The organism is Curtobacterium sp. MCBA15_001 (assembly GCF_001864835.1).
Lineage (GTDB): Bacteria > Actinomycetota > Actinomycetes > Actinomycetales > Microbacteriaceae > Curtobacterium.
This window is the reverse complement of sequence record NZ_MJGI01000024.1, coordinates 59416-81241: the sequence shown is the minus strand read 5'-3', so window position 1 is coordinate 81241 and position 21826 is coordinate 59416. Positions and strand designations below refer to the sequence as shown.

At 71.8% G+C, this 21826-nt stretch carries 19 protein-coding genes and 1 tRNA gene; 7 read left to right on the top strand and 13 right to left on the bottom strand.

The window, feature by feature from the left end; translation table 11 throughout:
* Positions 1-72: 72 nt before the first annotated feature.
* The 3 genes from BIU90_RS12030 to BIU90_RS12020 form a co-directional block, all read right to left on the bottom strand.
* Complete coding sequence (locus BIU90_RS12030; protein WP_254787037.1) at positions 73-1422, bottom strand: PhoH family protein; 1350 nt, start codon at positions 1420-1422, stop codon at positions 73-75.
* A 332-nt stretch (positions 1423-1754) separates the two neighbouring features.
* Positions 1755-2876, bottom strand: coding sequence for an aminotransferase class V-fold PLP-dependent enzyme (locus BIU90_RS12025; protein WP_071300467.1), 1122 nt, complete (start codon positions 2874-2876; stop codon positions 1755-1757).
* A gap of 110 nt (positions 2877-2986) precedes the next feature.
* Positions 2987-3772 carry an isoprenyl transferase gene (locus BIU90_RS12020; protein WP_254787036.1) on the bottom strand — a complete coding sequence of 262 codons (786 nt, stop codon included), beginning with the start codon at positions 3770-3772 and terminating at the stop codon, positions 2987-2989.
* Positions 3773-3846: 74 nt separating this feature from the next.
* On the opposite strand from BIU90_RS12020, the gene BIU90_RS12015 reads away from it, so the two are divergent.
* The gene (locus BIU90_RS12015; RefSeq protein WP_071300466.1) at positions 3847-4551 is read left to right on the top strand and encodes a hemolysin III family protein; all 705 of its coding nucleotides are present in this window, start codon (positions 3847-3849) and stop codon (positions 4549-4551) included.
* A gap of 199 nt (positions 4552-4750) precedes the next feature.
* On the opposite strand, the gene BIU90_RS12010 is transcribed toward BIU90_RS12015, so the two are convergent.
* Together BIU90_RS12010 and mca are read right to left on the bottom strand one after the other, a co-directional pair.
* Positions 4751-5035, bottom strand: coding sequence for a hypothetical protein (locus BIU90_RS12010; RefSeq protein WP_071300465.1), 285 nt, complete (start codon positions 5033-5035; stop codon positions 4751-4753).
* On the bottom strand, positions 5032-5922 hold the full coding sequence (gene mca / locus BIU90_RS12005; protein WP_139195251.1) for a mycothiol conjugate amidase Mca: 891 nt from the start codon (positions 5920-5922) through the stop codon (positions 5032-5034). Before mca ends, BIU90_RS12010 begins: the two co-directional genes overlap by 4 nt.
* A 13-nt stretch (positions 5923-5935) precedes the next feature.
* Here mca and BIU90_RS18730 point away from each other — a divergent pair, with 13 nt between their 5' ends.
* Together BIU90_RS18730 and greA are read left to right on the top strand one after the other, a co-directional pair.
* Positions 5936-6424 carry a DUF4307 domain-containing protein gene (locus BIU90_RS18730; protein ID WP_083403928.1) on the top strand — a complete coding sequence of 163 codons (489 nt, stop codon included), beginning with the start codon at positions 5936-5938 and terminating at the stop codon, positions 6422-6424.
* Between the two features lie 133 nt (positions 6425-6557).
* Complete coding sequence (gene greA / locus BIU90_RS11995) at positions 6558-7046, top strand: transcription elongation factor GreA (protein ID WP_071300462.1); 489 nt, start codon at positions 6558-6560, stop codon at positions 7044-7046.
* Between the two features lie 21 nt (positions 7047-7067).
* On the opposite strand, the gene BIU90_RS11990 is transcribed toward greA, so the two are convergent.
* From BIU90_RS11990 to BIU90_RS11975, 4 genes are all read right to left on the bottom strand, one after another.
* A complete protein-coding gene (locus BIU90_RS11990) occupies positions 7068-7589 on the bottom strand; it encodes a DUF6611 family protein (RefSeq protein ID WP_368086280.1) in 522 nt (173 codons plus the stop codon).
* 8 nt (positions 7590-7597) lie between these two features.
* Positions 7598-8158, bottom strand: a complete 561-nt coding sequence (locus BIU90_RS11985; RefSeq protein ID WP_071300460.1) for a hypothetical protein — start codon at positions 8156-8158, stop codon at positions 7598-7600.
* A gap of 109 nt (positions 8159-8267) precedes the next feature.
* A complete protein-coding gene (gene ilvA, locus BIU90_RS11980) occupies positions 8268-9512 on the bottom strand; it encodes a threonine ammonia-lyase (RefSeq protein WP_071300459.1) in 1245 nt (414 codons plus the stop codon).
* 46 nt (positions 9513-9558) lie between these two features.
* Positions 9559-10818, bottom strand: a complete 1260-nt coding sequence (locus BIU90_RS11975; protein ID WP_254787035.1) for an AI-2E family transporter — start codon at positions 10816-10818, stop codon at positions 9559-9561.
* Positions 10819-10912: 94 nt separating this feature from the next.
* Between BIU90_RS11975 and BIU90_RS11970 the strand changes: the two genes are divergently transcribed.
* Complete coding sequence (locus tag BIU90_RS11970; protein ID WP_071300458.1) at positions 10913-12166, top strand: winged helix-turn-helix domain-containing protein; 1254 nt, start codon at positions 10913-10915, stop codon at positions 12164-12166.
* A 21-nt stretch (positions 12167-12187) separates the two neighbouring features.
* Here the strand turns inward: BIU90_RS11970 and BIU90_RS11965 are convergent, their stop codons facing one another.
* The gene (locus BIU90_RS11965; RefSeq protein WP_071300482.1) at positions 12188-12769 is read right to left on the bottom strand and encodes a LemA family protein; all 582 of its coding nucleotides are present in this window, start codon (positions 12767-12769) and stop codon (positions 12188-12190) included.
* A 226-nt stretch (positions 12770-12995) separates the two neighbouring features.
* Between BIU90_RS11965 and BIU90_RS18725 the strand changes: the two genes are divergently transcribed.
* Together BIU90_RS18725 and BIU90_RS11955 are read left to right on the top strand one after the other, a co-directional pair.
* Entirely contained in the window at positions 12996-15407 is a 2412-nt protein-coding gene (locus BIU90_RS18725) for an Ig-like domain-containing protein (protein ID WP_071300457.1), read from the top strand.
* Between the two features lie 228 nt (positions 15408-15635).
* Positions 15636-17318 carry a class I adenylate-forming enzyme family protein gene (locus tag BIU90_RS11955; RefSeq protein WP_071300481.1) on the top strand — a complete coding sequence of 561 codons (1683 nt, stop codon included), beginning with the start codon at positions 15636-15638 and terminating at the stop codon, positions 17316-17318.
* Positions 17319-17437: 119 nt separating this feature from the next.
* Here the strand turns inward: BIU90_RS11955 and BIU90_RS11950 are convergent, their stop codons facing one another.
* Entirely contained in the window at positions 17438-18769 is a 1332-nt protein-coding gene (locus tag BIU90_RS11950; protein WP_083403926.1) for a threonine/serine exporter family protein, read from the bottom strand.
* Between the two features lie 104 nt (positions 18770-18873).
* On the opposite strand from BIU90_RS11950, the gene BIU90_RS11945 reads away from it, so the two are divergent.
* Complete coding sequence (locus BIU90_RS11945) at positions 18874-20031, top strand: acyl-CoA desaturase (RefSeq protein WP_139195249.1); 1158 nt, start codon at positions 18874-18876, stop codon at positions 20029-20031.
* A 142-nt stretch (positions 20032-20173) separates the two neighbouring features.
* Here the strand turns inward: BIU90_RS11945 and BIU90_RS11940 are convergent.
* Positions 20174-20247 (bottom strand) — tRNA-Leu (locus BIU90_RS11940).
* Between the two features lie 72 nt (positions 20248-20319).
* The gene (locus BIU90_RS11935) at positions 20320-21789 is read right to left on the bottom strand and encodes an NAD(P)/FAD-dependent oxidoreductase (protein WP_071300456.1); all 1470 of its coding nucleotides are present in this window, start codon (positions 21787-21789) and stop codon (positions 20320-20322) included.
* Between the last annotated feature and the right edge of the window lie 37 nt (positions 21790-21826).

Sequence of the window (21826 nt, the reverse complement as noted above, 5' to 3'; positions counted from 1 at the left end):
GGGAGAACTGTCGCTTTCGCAAGAGACTCGATTGCGCGAGCGCGTGATCTGTCGCTTCGGCGACGGACCCGACTACACGAGGTCGGGCGAGTCGAGCATCTCCGTCACGAGCGCCGCGATCGCGGAGCGCTCAGACCGCGTCAACGTGACGTGCGCGAACAGCGGGTGCCCCTTGAGCCGCTCGATCACCGAGGCGACCCCGTCGTGCCGGCCGACCCGCAGGTTGTCGCGCTGTGCGACGTCGTGGGTGAGCACCACGCGGGAGTTCTGCCCGATCCGGGACAGCATCGTCAGGAGGACGTTGCGTTCGAGGGACTGGGCCTCGTCGACGATCACGAACGCGTCGTGCAGGGAGCGCCCGCGGATGTGGGTGAGCGGCAGGACCTCGAGCATGCCGCGCTCGACGACCTCGTCCAGCACGTTGTCCGAGACCAGCGCGCCGAGGGTGTCGTACACCGCCTGTGCCCACGGGTTCATCTTCTCGCTGGCGTCGCCCGGCAGGAACCCGAGCTCCTGCCCGCCCACCGCGTACAGCGGCCGGAAGACCATGATCTTCTTGTGCTGCTGGCGTTCGAGGACGGCCTCGAGTCCGGCGCACAGGGCCAGCGCCGACTTGCCCGTCCCAGCGCTGCCGCCGAGCGAGACGATGCCGATCTCCGGGTCGAGCAGCGCGTCGATCGCCAGACGCTGTTCGGCGGACCGGCCGCGGAGGCCGAAGACCTCGCGGTCGCCGCGCACCAGGGCCACCGACCCGGCGGTGTGCACGCGGCCGAGCGCCGACCCGCGCTCGGAGTGGATGACGACCCCGGTGTTCACCGGCACGCCCGACAGCTGCGAGGACGCGATCTCCTCGCGCTCGTACAGGTCGGACATCTGCTCGCCGGACACCTGCAGTTCGGTGATGCCCGTGTACCCGGAGTCGACGGCGAGCTCGGCGCGGTACTCCTCGGCCGCGAGGCCGACCGACGCCGCCTTGACCCGCAGCGGCAGGTCCTTCGACACGACGACCACGTCGAGGCCGTCGTTCGCCAGGTTCATCGCGACCGCGAGGATGCGGGAGTCGTTGTCGCCGAGCTGCAGTCCGGACGGCAGGACGGACTGGTTCGAGTGGTTGAGCTCGACCCGGAGTGAGCCGCCGTCACCGACCGCGACGGGGAAGTCGAGGCGTTCGTGTTCGACGCGGAGCTCGTCGAGGATGCGGAGGGCCTGCCGGGCGAAGTACCCGATCTCCGGGTCGTTGCGCTTGGACTCGAGTTCGCTGACGACCACGACGGGCAGCACGACCGCGTGCTCGTCGAAGCGGAACAGGGCCCGCGGATCACTCAGCAACACCGAGGTGTCCAGCACGTAGGTGCGCTGGGCGGTGCCGACCGTTGTCGACGCTGCTGACGAGGTTCCGTGGGAGACGTTCTGAGAGGTCACGACCACTCCATCCCCGGGCCGCGACGGGCCCGGTCCTTGTCCTCGACACGGCCACGGAGCGGGTCCCGAAGCACCGACTGTGGCCGCTTCGATCGGGCGCGGTGCCCGATGCGGTCAACCTACGACGGGCCCCCGACACGCGATCCCCGACACGCTGATCCGCAGGTTACGGTCACGTGAACGGGACACACGCCGGACGGGAGGCGCGTGGCGGCGCCGCCACGCGCCTCCCGTCCGGCGGTCCCGCCGCACACCCCGCGAAAGCGACAGATTTCCCCTGACCGTCCGTGGTGATCTGTCGCTTTCGCGATGGAGACCGGACGGGCAGCCCGTCAGAACGACGTGGCGTACGAGATGCAGGCGTCGCGGAACATGTCGAGCGTCTCGTCTGTGGTCGACGCGAAGACCGACACGCGGACGGTGCCGAGCCGGGTGCTCGCCGTGACGCCGTGGTTGTGCAGCGCCGCCGTCAGCGCGGTCAGCCGCCCCTCGGCTGGCCGCAGCACGACGATGCCCGCGCGCTCGGCGGGGTCGCGGCTCGACTCGACCTCGAGCCTGAACTCGTCGGCGATGGCGAACACCCGCTCGACGCGGTCCGACACGCGCTCCTGCACCGCGGCGACCCCGACGGCGGTCAGCCGCTCGAGGGCGACGGCCATGCGTGCCTGCGCGACGGGGTCGATGCGCGTCATGGTGAACCCGGCGGCTCCGGGCTTGACCGATGGCACCTCGAGGGGCCAGCCGGTCGTGCCGTGCGGGCCGGACAGCGCCGGACGCAGACGGTTCAGCGCGCGGTCGCTGAAGGACGTGAACCCGGTGCCCCACCCCGCGTGCAACCACTTCTGCCCGCCGGTGGCGACGACGTCGGCGGCTTCGTACGCGGCGTCCACCACGCCGAAGCCCTGGATGGCGTCGACGACGAGCAGTCGGTCGCCGACGGCCTCGCGCATCGCGGCGAGGTCGGTGAGGTACCCGGTACGCCAGTCGACCAGCGAGACGGCGACCGCGGTGACGTCGTCGCCGGTGCCCTCGAGCCGTTCTCGGACCAGGGCCGGGGTGATCCAGCCCGCGCCGGACTCGATCACGACGGGACGGACGCGGCCGCCCGTGGCCGAAGCGGCACTCGCGAGCGCGAGCGGCATCGACGGGTAGTCGTCCGCCGCGACGAGGACGCCGCCGGTGAGCCCGAACGCGGTGTGCAGCAGGCCGGGCGTGGTCGCCGTCTGCGAGACCACCTGGTCCTCGCGCCGGCCGACCAATCGAGCGGCGACGGCGCGGAGTCGTGCGTCCTGCTCGTCGAGGGTCTCCATCGCCCCGAAGCGCATGTGTGCCTGGATCGTCCCGAGGACCCGCTGCTCCTCGAGCACGGCGGTCTGGACCGGGCCGAACGCCGCGTGGTCGAGGTAGCCGGGGTCCTCGGCGAAGCCGGCGGCGTACTCGTCGATCGTGGTCACAGGGTGCACCTTTCGGGGGAACAGAACCCTGAGAGCCTACTGGGACGTATCGAGACGAGCGACCGACCGGCCGATGCGCGCACTCAGCCGCCCGGCGGGCGCGGGCGCACTCAGCCGCCGAACCGGCGCGACCGCAGCCCGAAGTCGCGGACCGCGCGCAGGAAGTCGACCTCGCGCAGGTCCGGGTAGAACGCCTCGACGAAGTAGAACTCGCTGTGCGCGCTCTGCCACAGCATGAAGTCCGACAGCCGCTGCTCCCCGGACGTCCGGATCATCAGGTCGGGGTCGGGCTGCCCCTGCGTGTAGAGGTGGTCGCCGATGAGCTCGGGCGTCAGGACCTCGGCCAGGGTGTCGAGCGTGCCGCCACCCTCGCCGTGCGCCCGGACGATGCTGCGCATGGCATCGGCGATCTCGCGGCGTCCGCCGTAACCGACCGCCAGGTTGATGTGGAGCCCGGTGTGGTCGGCGCTGCGGGCCTCGGCCTCGGTGAGCGCCGTGACCAGGTCGTCGGGGAGCCCGTCGTTCGACCCCACGTGCTGCACCCGCCACGAGCGGTGGTGCGACAGCCGGTCCGCCAGGGTCGCGATGATGTCGATGAGCTGTTCGAGCTCGTCGCCGCCACGGCCCTTGAGGTTGTCCGCGGACAGCAGGTACAGCGTGACGACCTGCACGCCGAGGTCGTCGCACCACGACAGGAACTCGGGGATCTTCGCGGCGCCGGCGCGGTGCCCGTGGGCGGCGGTCTCGAGTCCGAGCTGCTTCGCCCACCGCCGGTTCCCGTCCACGATCATCGCGACGTGCTTCGGCTTCGGGGCGTTCTCGATCTCCTTGCGGATGCGCTGCTGGTACGCGCGGTAGAGGATCCCGCGTCCCGCCCATCCCAGCTTGCCCGTCACGCGACGAGCGTAGTGCACGAGGCCTCGGTGCCGACTCCCAGCCGAGCGACACGGGCCGGCCATATCGTCGGGGCATGCAGCACGACCGGGGCGCCGAGACCCTCCCCCACGTCCCCTTCACCGAAGAGGCAGCCACCGCCGCGGACGACCGTCCGGCCTGGCGCGGGTGGATCCACCTCGGCACGTTCCCGTTCGCGCTGGCCATGGGCATCGTCCTGGTCACCCTGGCGGCGACCCCGGCTGCGAAGGCCGGCTCGGCCGTGTTCATGGCGACGTCGCTCGTGATGTTCGGCGTCTCGGCGACCTACCACCGCTTCCCGTGGGGGCCGGTGGTCAAGCGCGTGCTCAAGCGCATCGACCACACGAACATCTTCCTGCTCATCGCGGGCACCTACACGCCCGTCGCCGTCTGCGCGCTGCCGCACACGCTGATGGTCACGGTGCTCTGGGTGATGTGGGGCGGCGCGCTGCTCGGTGTGGCGTTCCGCGTCTTCTGGATCGGCGCACCCCGGTGGCTGTACGTCCCGCTGTACCTCGCGCTCGGCATGGCCGCGCTCGGGATCCTGCCGCAGCTCTTCGCCGCCAGCGTGCCCATGACCGTGCTGGTGCTCGCCGGCGGGCTGGCGTACGTCATCGGCGCCGTCGTCTACGGGTTCAAGTGGCCGAACCCCTCGGCGAAGGTGTTCGGCTTCCACGAGGTCTTCCACGCGCTCACGGTCGCCGCGTTCGCCGCGCAGTGGGCCGGGATCCTCATCGTGGCGCTCCACCCGGTCCGCTGACGCGAGCCGGGCACTTCCGTCCCATCACGCGTGCCATGGAAAGTCGAATCGCGCGTGGTCGGTCGGAACTTCCGACCTCGTACGCGCGATTCGACCCGCTACGCGCGCTTCGACCCCCTACGCGCGCTGACCGCGCACGCGCCGGACGGGAGGCGCGTGGCGGCCCCGCCCCGAGCCTCCTGTCCGTGGACGGGTCGCGCTACCCGCGTTCGGTGTCGTCGCCGACGTCGGTGCGACCCGGCTCCGCCGGGCCGTCCGCCGGGGCATCGCCCCGCGACTCCGACTCCAGGCGCTCGCGGATCTCGGCGCGGTAGCGGGTGCGGCGGATGCGCCGCGTCATGTCGACGATCAGCAGGATCGTGGCGACCGCGACCAGGGCGATCGCGATGAAGCCGACCACCCCGGGGGTGACGTCGACGTCCGGGACGGCCGAGGTGGGGCTGGGGCTCGGGGTGGCGGCGAGTACCGCCGCGATGGTGCTCACGCGTTGTCGTCCTGTTCCGGTGGGATCCCTGCGAAGAGGTCGGACTCCGGCAGGTCGGTGGGCACACGGGCCTCGACGAGCTGGTAGTCCTCGGTCGGCCACACCGTCGCGAGGAGGTCGTGCGGCCAGAAGAAGAAGGCGCTGTCCGGCGGCACCTGGCTCGCGTGGGCGCGCAGCGCTGCGTCCCGAGCGTCGAAGTGCTCGTGGACGTCGACGTGCGTCGTGGCGAGGTCCGGCCGGTCGGCGAAGCGCTCCACCCACTCGCGGAGCTGCTCGATCGCGGGGCTGTCCGGGTCGCGTTCCACCAGGGCGTCGAAGACCGTGCGGAAGCGACGCGGGTTCATCGTGCGCTCGTAGTAGAGCTTCGCGATCTCCCACGGTTCGCCGGCGTCCGGGTACTTCGTCGGGTCGCCGGCGTCGCGCCAGGCCGCCAACGAGACCTCGTGCGTGCGGATGTGGTCCGGGTGCGGGTAGCCGCCGTTCTCGTCGTAGGTGACGAGCACGTGCGGACGGAACCGGCGCACGACACGGACGAGCGCCTCGGTCGAGTACTCCAGCGGCACGGTCGAGAACGTGCCGGGACGGACCGTCTCGCCCTTCTCGGCGTCGGGGAGCCCCGAGTCGTGGTACCCGAGCCAGACGTGGTCGATGCCCATCGCCGCCTGCGCCGCGGCCATCTCCCCACGACGGAAGCCGGCCATGTCGCGGTGCGCCCGACTGGTGGCGGGTTCGCCGAGCTGGTCGTTGAGGATGTCGCCGGCCTCGCCCCCGGTGCACGACACGACCAGGACCTGGTTGCCCTCGGCCACGTACTTCGCAGCGGTGGCGGCTCCCTTGCTCGACTCGTCGTCGGGGTGGGCGTGCACGGCCATCAAGCGGTAGGGCACTCAGGCATCCTCACTGCTGGCGATCAGGGGTCCAGGTGGCACACGCACTGCGTGGCCTACCCTGGGACCAGGATATCCACCCCGGGAGCACCCACTGTCCGAACAGCCCACCGCCACGCTCGACGACCGCTACGGCCGCACCCCCAGCCGCGCGCGCCGCAGCCGCCTGATCGGCATCGTCGTCGCGGCCGCCATCGTGGTCGTCTTAGGCGCCTGGGTGATCTGGGCCGGACCCGGGCAGACCTCGCACGGGATCGACTCCGACGACGTGGGCTACAAGATCGTCTCCGAGCACCGCGCCACCGTCGACTCGCAGGTCTCGGTGGACCCGGGCACGACCATGAAGTGCGCCGTGCAGGTCCTCGACAAGTCGTACACGATCGTCGGGTGGAAGGTCGTGACGCTGCCCCCGTCCACGGAACGCACCCGGTCGATCACGACATCGGTGAACACCACGACTCGCGGCGTGACCGGCTTGATCCACACCTGCTGGGTTCCCTAGACTGCCCTGATTCGCCTGACGAGACCGACCGCTCCGGTCGGTCTCGTTTTCCATGGCCGACGGGACCGGTGTCCCAGCGCGCTTTCATGGCCGACGGGACGACCGTCCCACCCCGGCCGAAGGGATGACAGACATGAGCAACGACACGCAGGCCACCTGGCTGACGCAGGACGCGTACGACCGTCTCAAGGCGGAGCTCGAGGAACTCAGCGGCGAGGGTCGCGCCGAGATCGCCCGCCGCATCGAGGCCGCGCGCGAAGAGGGCGACCTCAAGGAGAACGGTGGCTACCACGCCGCCAAGGACGAGCAGGGCAAGATCGAGGCCCGCATCCGCGTCCTCACGAACCTGCTGAAGACCGCCACCGTGACCGAGGCCGAGTTCGACGGCACCGTCGAGCCGGGCACCGTCGTCACCGCCACGATCGCCGGCGACCCCTCGACCTTCCTGGTCGGCAGCCGCGAGATCGTCGCCGAGGGCTCGGACCTCACCGTCTACAGCCCGGTCAGCCCGGTCGGTGCCGCGATCGTGGGCCTGCGTGCCGGGGACTCCGCGCACTACACCGCCCCGAACGGCAAGGAGATCGCCGTCGAGGTCACGAAGGTCGAGCGCTACGAGCCGTAGTCCGCGGTCAGCGGTCAGCGGTCAGCGCGGCATCGACCGCCAGACGTCGGACCACGCCAGCTCGAACTCGACCGGCGTGATGCGCCCCGAGCGCAACGCCGTCTCGAGCAGCGAGAGCGTGTCGAGTCCCACGGTCAACAGCCGCACGTCGCCGTGCACCTCCGGTCGACCGTTGCCGTGGAAGGTGGTCACCGTGCAGCTGCGGACCAGCGGCCGCAGCCGTCGGGTCGCGGCACCGAGCACCGCGAAGCCGCTGCCGTAGACCACGGCCCCGACCGCGAGGCCGGCGAGGGTCAACGGTCCGGTCACGCTCGCGGTCGCCGCCATCGCGACGACGCCGAGGACCGCGCCGACGGTCCCCCACGCGTGCCACGCGCGCAGCAGGGCACGCTCGCGACGGTCCGTCCCGGGAGCGAACACCACGAGGGTCCGGGTGCTCCACATGGTGCGTCCCACCGGACGCTCCGACAGGCGGCCCCAGCAGTGGGCACCGTCCGTCACGCGGGTCACCAGCCGGGAGGCCCGGTGTGCGTGCGCCGGCATCGTCGCGGTCATAGGGACACCGCCGTCTCGATCCCGGTGACGTCGCGGTGCGCCGGCACGATGGCGGCGACGTCGCGGTGCGTCAGGGCGCGTCGGCACGGGAAGCAGACCAGGTCGCCGACGGCCACGTCGGACGGCAGGACGGCCGCACGCCCAGCCTCCTCCGTGGGGTCCTCGGCATCCGCCGGCGCGGTGGTGGTGATGCGTGTGACGACCGCCGGCGCCGTGGTGCACCGCCCGATGAGCCGGACCTCGTCCAGGACCCCGCACCCGGGCACGACCGCGTCGAGGGCGACCTGCAGCGTGCCGTCGACCAGCGCCACACCCGTGACCGCCGCCACCGCCACGCTCATGCCGCTCGGGGTCCAGTCACGCGGTCGCCACCGCGGCGGGGCCTCCTCGGCGGTGTGCACGCAGGGCGTCCCGGCGACGTCGGCCAGCCGGGACATCGACACCGCACTGACCCGCACGTCGGACACGGTCGGTTCGGTGTGGACGGGCCAGCAGGTGGCGTCGAAGGGGTCGGGCAGGCTCGCCCGGAGCGACGGCATGAGCGCGGTGAGGGTCATGCGGACAGCTTCGATCCGGGGTCAGCGTGTCGGCCCCGGCACTGACGGGATCCTCACGTCGTGCCGGCGATCCCGAACGTCGTGCTGATGCCCGGTGCGGCGATCGGGGTCAGTGCAGCAGTTGTTCGGGTCGGAACCCGGCCTCGTGCAGGCGCTGGATGACCTCTTCGGCGTGCTCGGGGCCGCGGGCCTCGATCGACAGGTCCAGGCCGACCTCGCTGATGACGAGCCCCTGACCGTGACGGGTGTGCAGGACCTCGACCACGTTCGCGCCGGCGTCCGAGATGACCTGGGCGACGCGGGCGAGCTGGCCCGGACGGTCGGGCAGCATGATCCGGATGCCGATGTAGCGCGAGGCCGCGACGAGGCCGCGTGTGATGATCCGCTCCATCATGAGCGGGTCGATGTTGCCGCCGCTCAGCAGCACGACGGTCCGGCCGGTGTCGCGGACGGCCCCGGACATGATCGCGGCGACGCCGACCGCACCCGCGGCCTCGACGACGAGCTTGGCGCGCTCGAGCAGCACCAGCAGCGCCCGGGCCACGTCGTCGTCGGCGACCGTGACGATGTCGTCGACCAGGTCGCGGATGATCGGGAAGTTCAGGTCACCCGGCCGGGCGACGGCGATCCCGTCGGCGATCGTCGGGGTGGTCGCGATCGTGACCGGTTCGCCGGCGTCGAGCGAGTCCGGGTACGACGCCGCGTTCTCCGCCTGGACCCCGATCACGCGGATCGTACGCCCCTGCCGTTCGGCCAGGCCCTTCACCGCGATGGCGATGCCGGAGATGACCCCGCCGCCGCCGATCGGCACGACGACCGTGTCGACGTCGGGGACCTGGTCGAGGATCTCGAGCCCGAGGGTGCCCTGCCCCGCGATCACGGCGGGGTGGTCGAACGGCGGGATGAACACGGCACCGGTGCGGTGGGCGAAGTCCTTGGCGGCTGACAGGGCCTCTTCGACGGAGTGTCCGCGCAGGACGACCTCGGCGCCGTAGTGCCGCGTGGCCTGCAGCTTCGGCAGGGCGACGCCCACGGGCGTGAAGATCGTCGCCGGGATGCCCAGTTCGCGCGCGGCCAGCGCCACCCCCTGCGCGTGGTTGCCCGCGCTGGCGGCCACGACGCCCTTCGCCCGCTGTTCCGGGGTGAGCGCGGCGAGCCGGTTGTAGGCACCGCGCACCTTGTAGGCGCCGGTCCGCTGCAGGTTCTCGCACTTCAGGTGCACCGGCGACCCGAGCAGCTCGCCCAGGAACTGCGACGTCTCCATCGGGGTGACCCGGGCGACGCCCGCGATCGTCTGCCTCGCCCGCTCGATGTCGTCGAGGGTCGGGATCGTCGGCGCGGTGGTGTCGGTCACGGGTCCATCATCGCCGGTCGGACCGGCCCGTGACGAACCGGTGACGTCAGTTCGTGCTGGCGGTTCCCTCAGCAGCGGTCGTGTCCGCGTCGCTGCCCGGAGCGGGCACGTCGTCGTCGGCCGTGTGTCGCCGGCGGCGCGACAGCTGTAGCTGCCCGTGCTGGCCGCGCTTCGGGGTCGCCTCGAGCACGTGGTCCGAGTCGAGCCGCCGCCACCGGCCGCTCGCGATCGTCGTGACCATGGCGTTCACGGTTGCGATGAGCGGCACCGCGAAGAAGGCCCCGGCGATGCCGGCCAGCCCGGACGCACTCGTCACACCGAGCACGACCGCCAGTGGGTGGACCTTGACGGCGTTCCCCATGACCAGGGGCTGCAGGATGTGCCCCTCGATCTGCTGGACGAGCAGGACGACGCCGAGGACCAGCACCGCGGCCACCGGCCCGTTGAAGATGAGTGCGACGAACACGGCGAGGAAGCCGGTGACGATCGCACCGACGACCGGGATGAAGGCCCCGAGGAAGACGAACGCGGCGATCGGGATCACCAGGGGCAGGCCGCCGAAGAACAGTCCGACGATCCAGGCGCCGAGACCGATGCCCACGGCGTCGACGAACGCGACGAAGATCTGGACGCGGATGAAGCTCGTCAGGGTGATCCACCCCGCGACACCGGCTCCGTCGACCGCGGCGCGGGCCTTGCGCGGGAAGAGCCGCACGGTCCAGCGCCAGACGTTCTTGCCGTCGATGAGCAGGAAGATCGTCGTGAACAGGATGATGAACAGCGCCTCGAACACGTGCGTGGCACCGGATCCGGCACTGGCCACCCCGGAGAGGATCGACCCCGAGTTCTCCTGCAGCCACTTCGTGCCGTCGTTGAGCCATCCGTTGACGTCCGACTGGGTGATGCCCAGACCGGAGTTCAGGACGAGGTCCTTGATGTTCGCGTACTGCGAGACCGTGCGCTCCTTCAACGACGGGTAGGACGCGATGATCTGGTCGACGACGAGCCAGATCAGGCCGCCGAGTGCCGCGAGCCCCCCGAGCAGGCTGACCACGACGGCCAGCCACTTCGGCACGTGGTGTCGCTGCATCCAGTTCGAGACCGGGATCAGCAGGGCCGACACGATGATGCCGATCAGGAACGGGATGAGGATCTCGCTGAACACCGTCATGAGCCAGATGAAGAGCGCGATCACCCCGACGACGACGAGCACGCGCCAGGACCACGCCCCGGCGATGCGCATGCCGACCGGTACCGATTCCTCGACCACGGGGTCGGGGTGCTGCTGCTTCTTGCCCCATGCCATTCCGCCACTGTAACCACGGCGGCGCGGCTGCGTTCCAGATGCGGCATACGGCCCTGCGCCCGGGGCGTCGGCGGCGCTCACTAGGGTCGTGTCCATGCCCAGGACCACGCTCTCCGCTGCCGAGGCGCGTCGCGTCGCACTCGCCGCTCAGGGGTTCGGCCGGCCCTCGCCCGACGCCGTCGGCAGCCGCACGCTCAGCGCTGCCGTCGGACGGCTCGGCCTGCTGCAGATCGACTCCGTGAACGTCTTCGAGCGCAGCCACTACCTGCCGCTGTTCGCCCGCCTCGGTGCCTACGACCGGGCCACGCTCGACCGTCTGACCATGACCGCTCGGGCTCCGCACGTGGAGTACTGGGCACACGAGGCGGCCTTCGTCCCCCGGGCGGACCTGGCGCTGTTCCGGTGGAAGATGGACGCGTACCGGGCACGCGACGCCGGGCCGACCCGTGCCGAGGGGGTCGAGCGCACCGCGGCCGTCCGCCGCGAGCTCCACGCCCTGCTCCGCGCCGAGGGGCCGATGCCCGCCAGTGCCGTCGAGCACGAGTCGAACGTGCGGCGGGGCCCCTGGTGGGGGTGGAGCGACGTCAAGCTCGGACTCGAGCAGATGTTCCGGTGGGGCGACGCCGTCAGCGCGGGCAGGTCGGGCTTCGAGCGGGTGTACGCGCTGCCCGACCAGGTCCTGCCCCCGGGTTTCCTCGACGCTGCACCCGCGCGCTCCGACGCGGTCCGGACGCTGGTCGGCCGCGCGGCGCGAGCACTGGGCATCGGTACGCGTGCCGACATCGCCGACTACTGGCGACTGCGCTCGGACGACACCGCTGCCGCCATCGCCGACCTGCAGGACGCCGGCATGCTGCTGCCGGTGCGGGTCGAGGGTTGGCGCGAGCCCGCGTGGCTGCACGCGGACGCCCGGGTACCGCGCGCGGTGACGGCGGACGCGGTGCTCAGCCCCTTCGACCCGGTCGTCTGGTTCCGTCGGCGCGCCGAGCGGATGTTCGGCTTCCACTACCGGATCGAGATCTACACGCCCGCGCCGCAGCGCGTGTTCGGGTACTACGTGCTCCCCGTACTGCAGGACGACGCCCTGGTCGGTCGGGTGGACCTGAAGAGCGACCGCGCGCGTGGCGTCCTGCGTGTCCGGACGGCGTGGCAGGAGCCCGGTGCGGCGCTCGACCCGGAGCGCCTCGCACGGACGCTCCGTGGTGCCGCCGCGTGGCAGGGACTCACCGACGTCGAGGTGACCGATCGTGGGACCGCCGCAGCCGCGCTCGCCGGGGCACTCGGTGTCCCGCTCGTGCCACACGTCGCGGCCGACGACGCAGGCCCCGCGCCGGACCCCGTCAGCTGACGGGCGGACGAACGGGCCGCGTCAGAACTGGACGCGTGGGGGTTCGGCGATCGCTGCGGGCTCGGACGTCTCGAAGAACGACGCCTGGTCGAACCCGCGGCGCTTGGCGAAGGTCGAGTTCGGGAAGGCCCGGATCTTCGTGTTGAGCTCGCGCACCCCGCCGTTGTACGAGCGTCGCGCCGCCTGGATCTTGTCCTCGGTGTCGACGAGTTCCGTCTGCAACTGCAGGAAGGCCTGGCTGGACTGCAGTTGCGGGTAGCCCTCGGCGATGGCGAACACGCTCTTCAGCGCCTTCTGCATGTGCCCCTCGGCCGCCGAGGCCGTGTCGGCGTCACCGGCGTTCAGCGTCTCGGCACGGGCAGCGGTGACGTCGGTGAAGACCGCCTTCTCGTGCGTGGCGTACCCCTGCACGGTGTCGACGATCGTCGGGACCAGCTCCGCGCGGCGCTCGACCTGCGTGGCGATGTCACCCCAGGCCTGGTCGACACGGCCCTTGAGCGACAGGAGCCCGGTGTAGGAGACCCGGAGCCAGATCCCGACGACCACGAGGACCACGACCACCACGCCGACGACGATCAGGGTCGTGATGAGTCCGGTGTCCATGCGGGAGTGCTCCTGGTCTGCGTCGGGGTCGGATCGGGTCGAGTGGACCACCGGCGATCGTACCAACGGTCCGGGCGGCTCCCCAGCGCCGACCGACCGCTTCACGGGCGATTCCCGAGTCATGCACACCTCGCGTCCGGCCTGACCGCGTAGCGCGGACGTATGCCGAGGTTCATCCGCGCGGGGTGTTGACCGAAGTGGTCCTCATCGCGTGTGATGGGGGGAGATGAGCACGCGTGGGGAGTCCTCGACGACCGCGGCGGTCGGGGGCGGCCGTCGTCGGGCGCGTCCGCGTGCGCTCCTGGTCAGTGCGCTGGCAGCGACCCTGGCGGTGGGCCTCGTGACCCTGACCGTCGCGCCGGCGGCGACCGCGGACGGCATGGACGGGTCCACGACCACCACGTCCAGCACCACCACGTCCGACACCCCTACGGCGACGCCCGCGGCGACCGACGGGGCGGACGCGACCACGGCCTCCACGCCGACGGCGAGCCCGGCCCCGGGGACCACGCAGGCCGACCTGCAGCCGGCCCCGACACCGAGTGGTGCACCGTCGTCGTCCCCGACGCCGCCGCCGTCGACGGGCGGTCCCGCAGTCGACCCGACGATCGCCGACCCGGGTGACCTGACCAGCGCGACCGGCCGGTTCACCGGCACCGCGACCCCTGGCCACCGTGTCCGGGTGATCGACCCCGGCCTCCCGAGTGCCTCGACGTGCACCGCCATCGCCGGCACGGACGGTGCCTGGTCCTGCTCCGGTCGCGTCCGGACCGGGCCCCACCAGGTCTTCACCGTGCAGGACGTCACGGACGCCTCCCGCCGCACGGCGGACGCTCCGGCGGCCGACGTCGTCGTGCCCCCGGTCGTCACCACGCGAGGGCCGACCAGCGGGACCGTCGCCGGGAGCGGCGACGTCGGGACGACGGTCACGGTCGCACTGTCGGGCTCCACCGCCGAGCGCACCGCGACCGTCGGCAGCGACGGCCGCTGGGTCGTGTCCTGGTCGACCGGGGCGGCTCCGTACCCGAACGGCACCGTCACGATGACGGCGACCGCCACCGCGAGCACCGCCGCCGGCTTCCGGTCCGACCTGCGCAGCACGGCCTCGGCACCGGCGACGGTGACGTTCGACCGTGACGCTCCGGCCCCGCCCGTCGTCACCTCCCCGCGCTCGGACCAGCGGATCACCGCGGGGGACCTCGTCGTCGGCGGCACCGGCGAGCCCCGGGCCACGCTGACCGTCTACGTCGACCGCGCTCCGGTGTGCGGCACGACTGTCGGAGCGGACGGCTCGTGGGCGTGCACGGTCCCGGCGCGGAGCCTGCCCGCCGGGTCGCACGGCCTCATGGCGTTGCAGCACGACGACGCCGGCAACCACTCGAGCCCCTCGGCATCGGTCCCGGTCGTCGTCAGCGCCGGGGCGGGCACCCCCGGCGCCGGGCCGACGTCCGGTCAGCCGAGCTCGGGCAGCAGCACGGGCGCCGGCGGCCACGCGCCTGCGGGCGGGAACGGCACCGGGACCCCGGGTCCCACCGGGAGCGGCGCCACCGGATCCGGCACGCCCGGCAGCGACGGAGGCGGCAGCGACGGCGGCACCGGCGCCGCAGCGGGGCCGGACGGCGCCGGTTCCGGGCGCGACTGGTCCGGAGCTGCCGGCGACTGGTCCGTCGCGACCTCGTTCGACCGCACCGTTCCGACGATCCAGTCCGCGGCGTCCTGGAGCACCCTGGTGTTCGCGGCCGCGGCAGCGATCGGGTTCCTCCTGCTCGTCGCCGGACCCGCTCGACTCGTCGCCCGCACGCTGCGCGGTCGCGTGGCCCTGCGGCTCTGGTCCTTCACGGGCCGCAACCGCCCGCGGTCCGAGCGACGCCGTGGTGACGACGCGCTGCCCGGTTGGGCCTCGGTCGCGATCGCCGTGACGCTCGCAGCGGTCCTGACGCTGCTCGGCGTCGGCGTCGCACTCGAGGCGCGCTACGTCCGCCTGGCCATCGCGGTGCTGGCGGGCACGACGGTCCTCACCGCCGTGGTCGTCCTCGTGACGCGCTGGGCAGCCGGGGCCGATCGACACCTGGTGGCCTTCCGGGTCTCCCCCTGGCTCGTCCTGACGGCACTGGTGGCCTGCGGGATCACCCGGGCGGCGGACCTCTCCCCCGCCCTGGTGCTCGGCGTGCTGCTCGTGCCGGTCGGTCGGACCGACGTCGACACCGGCGCGATGCGGCTCGGTGCCGGGATCGCCGCCTGCGCTCGGAACGCGACCGCCCGGTCGACCGCGCTGCTCGTGCTCGCCGCCATGGGCTGGGTCCTGCACAGTGTGACCACGGGCTCCGGGTTCTGGACCGCGATCGTCTCGGAGTTCGCCATCACCCTGTGCGTCGGTGGGCTCGGCTCGCTCGTCGCGACGCTGTTGCCCCTCGCCGGGTCGGCCGGCAGCGCGCTGTGGGCGCACTCGCGGGCGCGCTACGCCTCGATCGCGGCCGTCGGCGTGGCCCTGGCCGCGGCGGTCTACTCCGGCCCCGCTGGCACCCACGTGTCGCCGGTCGCGCTGGCCCTGATCGCCTGTGCCTGCGTCGCCGCCGCGCTCGGCACCTGGCTGTGGGTCCGTGTCGCGGACGCCGACGCTGCCGACGCGCAGGCCTGACGGAGACGCCCACGCGCTGGCCTGTCGGCGGCGCCCACGCGCAGGCCTGTCGGCGGCGCCGCGTTCTGTCCACAGCCCCGACCAGCCGACGGCCTCCGTCCACAGCCCCGACCGACGTCCGCACCACCGCGTGGGCCGAGCATTACAGTGGCGGACGGCGCGCACCGAGCGACGGTGCGACGCACCACGACGGTGCCGGGGTGCACCGGACGAGCCCAGGGAGCGACGATGACCGAGACCCGATCCGACTACGACGCCACACGCTTCCGCGACGTCTTCGAGCACAGCTACACGTACGCCAACGGCTTCGCGCGGAACACCCACCGCTTCGCCGGACGCCCGGCCCTGCGCGACCCCGACACCGATCGCTCGTGGACCTACGCCGAGCTCGGTGACGCCGTCGACCGGGTCAGCGGGTGGCTGCTGCGGCACGGCGCCGAACGGGGCTCCGTCGTGATGGTCGAGCTGTTCAACGGCCCCGAGTTCGCCATGCTGTACCTGGCCTGCCACCGGATCGGCGCCGTGTTCTCCCCGACCAACTTCCGGCTCGCCCCGGACGAGGTCGCGTTCATCGTCGAGGACTCGGCGCCCGTCGTGCTCGTCCACGACGTCGTGCGGTCCACTGACGTCGCGGCGGCACTCGAGACCGCGCCGCACCGCCCCCGCCACGTCGTCGTGGTCGGCGCTGAGACGCACAAGGGTACGGGCACGGACGCCGCGACGCCCTTCGACGACCTGCTGACCGCTGACCCGGTCACCGCGGAGGAACTCGCCGCCACCGAGCCGCGCGACACCTTCGCCGAGACCACCCGGCTCTACACCTCCGGCACGACCGGCCGCCCGAAGCCGGTCCCGCTGCCGAGCCTGGTCGAGGTCCTCAGCGCCCACGACGTGGTCATGCACTTCCCGCTCAGCCCGTTCGACAAGACGCTCAACATGTCGCCGCTGTTCCACCGTGGCGGGCTGTACTCGGGCGGACCGAACCCCGTCTTCTACGTCGGCGCCGAGCTGACCACCCTGCGCCACTTCGACGCCGACCGTGTGCTCGACCTGGTGGAGTCGGAGCAGCTGACGTTCCTCATCGGAGCGCCGCCGAACCTCGTCCAGCTCGCCAACGCGCAGGAGCGCCGCCCGCGCGACCTGTCGAGCCTGCACGGCATCGTGACGATGGGCGCCCCGCTCGACCGCGCCGCCGCGCTCCGCTACCAGGAGCTGCTCTCACCGCGGATCTTCAACGGGTACGGCACCACCGAGACGTTCTGGAACACGTTCCTGCGCCCCGAGGACTTCCCCGACGGTGCTGGTTCGACCGGCCGCGCCTCGACCGACGACGACGTCGCGGTCGTGCGGGTGTACCCGGACCGGCTCGCCGACCCGTCGGACACGGTCCCGAAGGACGGCAGCGAGATCGGCGAGTTCGCGGTCCGCACCGTCAAGTCCGGCTACTCGTACCGGAACCCCGGGCTCGAGGCCGAGAAGTTCGCGAACGGCTGGTTCTACCCGGGTGACCTCGCCACGTGGGACGAGCACGAGCGCGTGACGATCGTCGGCCGCAAGGACGACATGGTCATCTCCGGCGGCGAGAACGTCCACCCGGTCCAGGTCGAGGCGGTGCTGCAGGAACACCCCGGCGTCGCCGACTCCATCGTCGTGGGCGTCCCCGACGAGCAGTGGGGCGAGGTCGTGGTGGCGTTCGTCGTCCGCGCCGACCGTGGCCTGCCCGAGGACGACACCGCGGCGGCCGCCGAGCTCGAGACGTGGACCAGCGACCACCCCGGCCTCGCGCGCTACAAGCGACCGCGCCGCTACCGGTTCGTCACCGAGCTGCCGTACAACGCGACCGGCAAGAAGGTGCACTACCTCGCCAAGGCGACCGCGCAGGACGAGGCGGACCGCTTCGTCGAGCCGTGAGTGGGCGGACAGGAGGCCCGTGGCGGGCCCGCCACGGGCCTCCCGTCCGACGACCGGACGCGGACCTGACGCGGACCTGACACGGACAGGACACGGACCGGCCGCGGACCGGCCGCGCGTCAGTGCGTGGGCGCGTTCCGCGCGAACAGCCCTGGCAGCAGCCCGCCGATCTTCGTGCCGACGCACAGGCTGACGAACGTCGCCAACGGGGTGGCCAACGCCACCGGGTCCAGCGTCGAGACGGCCACCAACCCGACGGTGCCGGGCACGAGCAGCAGGAACGCCGGGAAGAACGAGATCGTGGCCGGGACCACCGGCACCAGCCGCTCCACCAGGCGGGTCGCCACGAACAGCAGCGCGGCGGTCACGCCCGTCGCGACCACGCTGCCCCACAGCGGGCTCGTGCCGCTCACCAGGGCGTACGCCGTGACCATGACGGCGACCGACACCAGCGTCAGGCGCCAGCCGGAGCCGAAGACGAGTCCCAGGCCGAGCGCCAGCACGACCACCGCGACCCACGACACCCAGTAGGACGGCACCGCTTCCCAGCCGCCGCGGTCGGTCCCCACGCCGGCGACCTCACCGACCAGTGCCGCTGACCTCGGGTCGACGTGCAGCCCGGTGAGCGCACTGCCGGCCGCGATGCCGGCGGCCATGAAGCCGAGCATGATCACGCCCTGCACCAACCGCGATGCACCCGTGACGATGTCCGCCGCGGTCAGCTCCAGCAGCGCGTTCGTGATGAGCGCTCCGGGGACGAAGACCGCGACGGGGGCGCACACGGCGAACAGCGGCACGTGGGTGAACCCGGTCGAGGCGGCCACGAGCCCGACCACCGCGGTCGACATGAACGCCGCCAGGAAGGGGATGATCGCGACTGCCTCCCGGAAGCGACGGAGGAGCAGGCCGATCACGCCGACCAGCGCACCGACCCCGAGGACGACCAGGATCGCCCACCACGGGCAGCGGAACACGACGGCCAGCCCCGCGGCGGTCAGGGCGTTCCCGGCGATCCACGGCAGTGCTGCGGGCGGCCGGGTGCCCGCGCGGATGGCTCGGACGCGGGCCGGGATCTCGGTGAGCGCGATCGATCCGCTCTCGAGCCCGAGGACCAGCCGGTTCGCCCGGGCTGCCTGCCGGAAGGAGAGTTCGATCCCCTCGGCGTTGACGATCGTCGCCGAGCCGGTGGCGGTCTCGCTCACGATGACCAGAGCCGGCAACACCCCGACCGCGAGCTCCGGACCGATGCCCGCCGCGTCGCGGGCCTTCTCGAGCGCGGAGCGGACGTCCGTGACAGAGCTGCCCGCGTCGAGCAGCAGGGTGCCGAGCGTGCCGAGCAGCATGCCGACGGGCACGGTCTCGCCGTCGAGCACCTCGATGTGTGCCTCTGGTTGCCGGAGGACGCCACGCAGGTTGGCGAGTGCACTGCCGAGTCCGACCACAGGCGCCATGCTACCGACGCGACACGCCCCGGCTCGGACGCATCGGGACAGACGGTCTGCGCACTCCACGGTTGCTCCCCAGGTTCGACCCCTAGGTTTCCGAGCAATCGCAGATGCGAGAACTCACCTGTGCGGCCGAAGGGCTGTTCCTGATGGAAGCAGCGCTCTTGCCGTCTTCATCGACCCTGTACCGACCGACCACCCCTCGGGCTCCCGGAGCGACCTCCGGCACCTCGACCTACAAGGACCTCCTCGAGGAGGTCCGCGCCGCCGGACTCCTGGAACGCCGTGTCGGCTTCTACTGGACCGTCTTCGCCGTGCTCGTCACGATCGCCGCGGCCTGCTGGGTCGCCGTCGCGATGCTCGGCGGCTCGTGGTTCGTGCTCATCCCCGCCGGTGTGCTCGGCGCCGTCTTCACGCAGTTCGCGTTCCTGTCCCACGAAGCCGCGCACCGCCAGGTGTTCGCGTCGCGCAAGTGGAACGACAACGCCGGACGCGTCCTCGGCACCTTCATCGTCGGGCTGTCCTACACGTGGTGGATGAACAAGCACAACCGCCACCACGGCAACCCGAACACCATCGGCAAGGACCCCGACATCGCGCAGGACACGGTGTCCTTCATCGAGGAGGACGCAGCCGAGCGCAAGGGTCTGCTCCGCGCACTCACCCGTGTGCAGGGCTGGGCGTTCTTCCCGCTGCTGACGATGGAGGGCGCGAACCTGCACTTCCTCGGCGTCAAGGCGCTCGTCACCGGCCAGCACATCAAGGGCTCGGGGCGTGACCGCATCATCGAGGGCATCCTGCTCGTCGCCCGCTTCGGCCTGTACTTCTGGGCGGTCTTCGCGTTCATGCCGTTCCCCGTCGCCGTCGCCTTCATCGGCGTGCAGATGGCCGTCTTCGGCGTGATGATGGGCGGCTCGTTCGCGCCGAACCACAAGGGCATGCCGATCATCGCCGAGGGCGCCCGCATCGACTTCCTGTCCCGCCAGGTCCGCACCTCGCGCAACATCACCGGCGGCATCTGGGCGGACCACCTGTTCGGCGGCCTGAACCACCAGGCGGAGCACCACCTCTTCCCGAGCATGGCGCGCCCGAACCTGCGCAAGGCCAAGCCGATGGTGAAGGCACACTGCGCCAAGCACAACATCCCCTACACCGAGGCGTCGCTCGGCCGGTCGTACGCGATCGTCGTCGCGTACCTGAACCGCGTCGGGCTCGCTGCGCGTGATCCCTTCACCTGCCCGATGGTGACCGGATACCGCCTGCACTGAGCAGGTCCGCAACACTGGAACGGCGCGACCCCTCGGGGTCGCGCCGTTCCTGTGTGTGCCGGTGTGGTCGGGGCCGACAGGAGGCTCGGCGCACGGCGCGAGCACAGCCTCCTGTCCGGCGCGGTGCCGGCCCGACGGGCGGTACCCCCGGTGGGACTCGAACCCACAACTCAGCGATTTTAAGTCGCGTGCCTCTGCCAGTTGGGCCACGGGGGCGCGGCGGGACCAGCCTAGCGACGACGACGGCGGCCACCCCGTGGGGTGACCGCCGTCGTCGTGCGCTTGGGACTACTTCGAGTCGGCTGCGATCGGCTCGGCGTCCTTGGAGACGTCCTCGGCCGGGGTGGCGTACGCCGGACCAGCGGCGTCGGCGGGCTTGCCCTCCTCGGGAGCCGGGGCTGCGACGGCCTTGGGCTCGTCGGCGGCAGCGGGCTTGGGACGCGACGCGAACGCCTCGAACGCGGCGCGCGGGGTCTCACGGTCGTCGAGCGAGGCGATGTCACGGCCGAGGAAGAAGCCCCCGACCCAGTCGCCGATGACGCGCCACTTGCGCTCCCACGACGGCATCGCCAGGCCGTGGTAGCCGCGGTGAGCACCCCAGGCCAGGAAGCCCTTCATGGCGAACTTGCCCGACTGGAACACGCCGATGCCGAGGCCCAGGCCCGCGACGGCGCCGAGGTTCTCGTGCTTGTACTCGACCGTGGCCTCGTTCCGCATCACCGCGACCAGGTTCTTCGCGAGCTGCTTGGCCTGACGCACGGCGTGCTGGGCGTTCGGCACGCACATGCCGCCGACGCCGCCACCGGTCAGGTCGGGCACGGCCGCGACGTCACCACAGGCCCAGGCGTCGGGGACGACGGTGCCCTCGTTCACGACGCGCAGGTCGGGCTGCACGGTGATGCGGCCACGGGGCTCGAGCGGGAAGTCGGTGCCCTTGACCATCGGGTTCGCCATGACGCCGGCGGTCCAGATGATCAGGTCGGACTCGATGGTCTCGATCGACTCGTCCTTGGCCTTGAGCTGGCAGACGCCGCCCTCGGCCGACGCGAGCTGGGTCTCGAGGTGGACGGTCGCACCGCGGGACGCGAGGTTCTCGAGCACCCAGTGCGAGGTCTCCAGCGAGACCTCGGGCATGATGCGCCCCATGGCTTCGACCAGGTGGAAGTGCGTGTCGTCGAACGACAGCTCCGGGTAGCTCTTCAGCAGGTCGGACGCGAACGAGCGGAGCTCGGCGAAGACCTCGATGCCGGCGAAGCCACCACCGACGACGACGACGGTCAGCAGACGGTCGCGCTCGGGGCCGGCGGGCAGGGTCGCTGCCTTGGCGAAGTTCGTGAGGACCTTGTCGCGGATCGCGGCGGCTTCCTCGATGGTCTTGAGGCCGATCGCCTCGTCAGCGACACCGGGGATCGGGAACGTGCGGGAGACCGCGCCGGCCGTCATGACGATCTGGTCGTAGGACTCTTCCCACGGCTCGCCGAGCTCAGGGGTGATCGTCGCCGTCTTGGTGGCGTGGTCGACGTTCGTGACCTTCGCCGTGACGACCCGGGTCTTCTTGAGGTGACGACGGTGCGAGACGACCGCGTGACGCGGCTCGATCGAGCCGGCGGCGACCTCGGGCAGGAACGGCTGGTACGTCATGTACGGCAGCGGGTCCACCATGACGACTTCGGCTTCGCCCTGGCGAAGGTGCTTCTCGAGCTTCCAGGCGGTGTAGAAGCCGGCGTAACCGCCGCCGACGACGAGGATCTTGGGCACGGGGGATGATCTCCTTGGAGTGGGGTGGTTGCCGGGC

Excerpts from the sequence above, each read along its gene's own strand:
- BIU90_RS11990 (WP_368086280.1), bottom strand. The coding sequence starts at position 7,589 with ATGCCGGCGCACGCACACCGGGCCTCCCGGCTGGTGACCCGCGTGACG.
- BIU90_RS11945 (WP_139195249.1), top strand. The coding sequence starts at position 18,874 with ATGCGAGAACTCACCTGTGCGGCCGAAGGGCTGTTCCTGATGGAAGCA.
- BIU90_RS11950 (WP_083403926.1), bottom strand. The coding sequence starts at position 18,769 with ATGGCGCCTGTGGTCGGACTCGGCAGTGCACTCGCCAACCTGCGTGGC.
- BIU90_RS12015 (WP_071300466.1), top strand. The coding sequence starts at position 3,847 with ATGCAGCACGACCGGGGCGCCGAGACCCTCCCCCACGTCCCCTTCACC.
- BIU90_RS11970 (WP_071300458.1), top strand. The coding sequence starts at position 10,913 with ATGCCCAGGACCACGCTCTCCGCTGCCGAGGCGCGTCGCGTCGCACTC.
- BIU90_RS11965 (WP_071300482.1), bottom strand. The coding sequence starts at position 12,769 with ATGGACACCGGACTCATCACGACCCTGATCGTCGTCGGCGTGGTGGTC.
- BIU90_RS11955 (WP_071300481.1), top strand. The coding sequence starts at position 15,636 with ATGACCGAGACCCGATCCGACTACGACGCCACACGCTTCCGCGACGTC.
- BIU90_RS18725 (WP_071300457.1), top strand. The coding sequence starts at position 12,996 with ATGAGCACGCGTGGGGAGTCCTCGACGACCGCGGCGGTCGGGGGCGGC.
- BIU90_RS11975 (WP_254787035.1), bottom strand. The coding sequence starts at position 10,818 with ATGGCATGGGGCAAGAAGCAGCAGCACCCCGACCCCGTGGTCGAGGAA.
- greA (WP_071300462.1), top strand. The coding sequence starts at position 6,558 with ATGAGCAACGACACGCAGGCCACCTGGCTGACGCAGGACGCGTACGAC.
- BIU90_RS11985 (WP_071300460.1), bottom strand. The coding sequence starts at position 8,158 with ATGACCCTCACCGCGCTCATGCCGTCGCTCCGGGCGAGCCTGCCCGAC.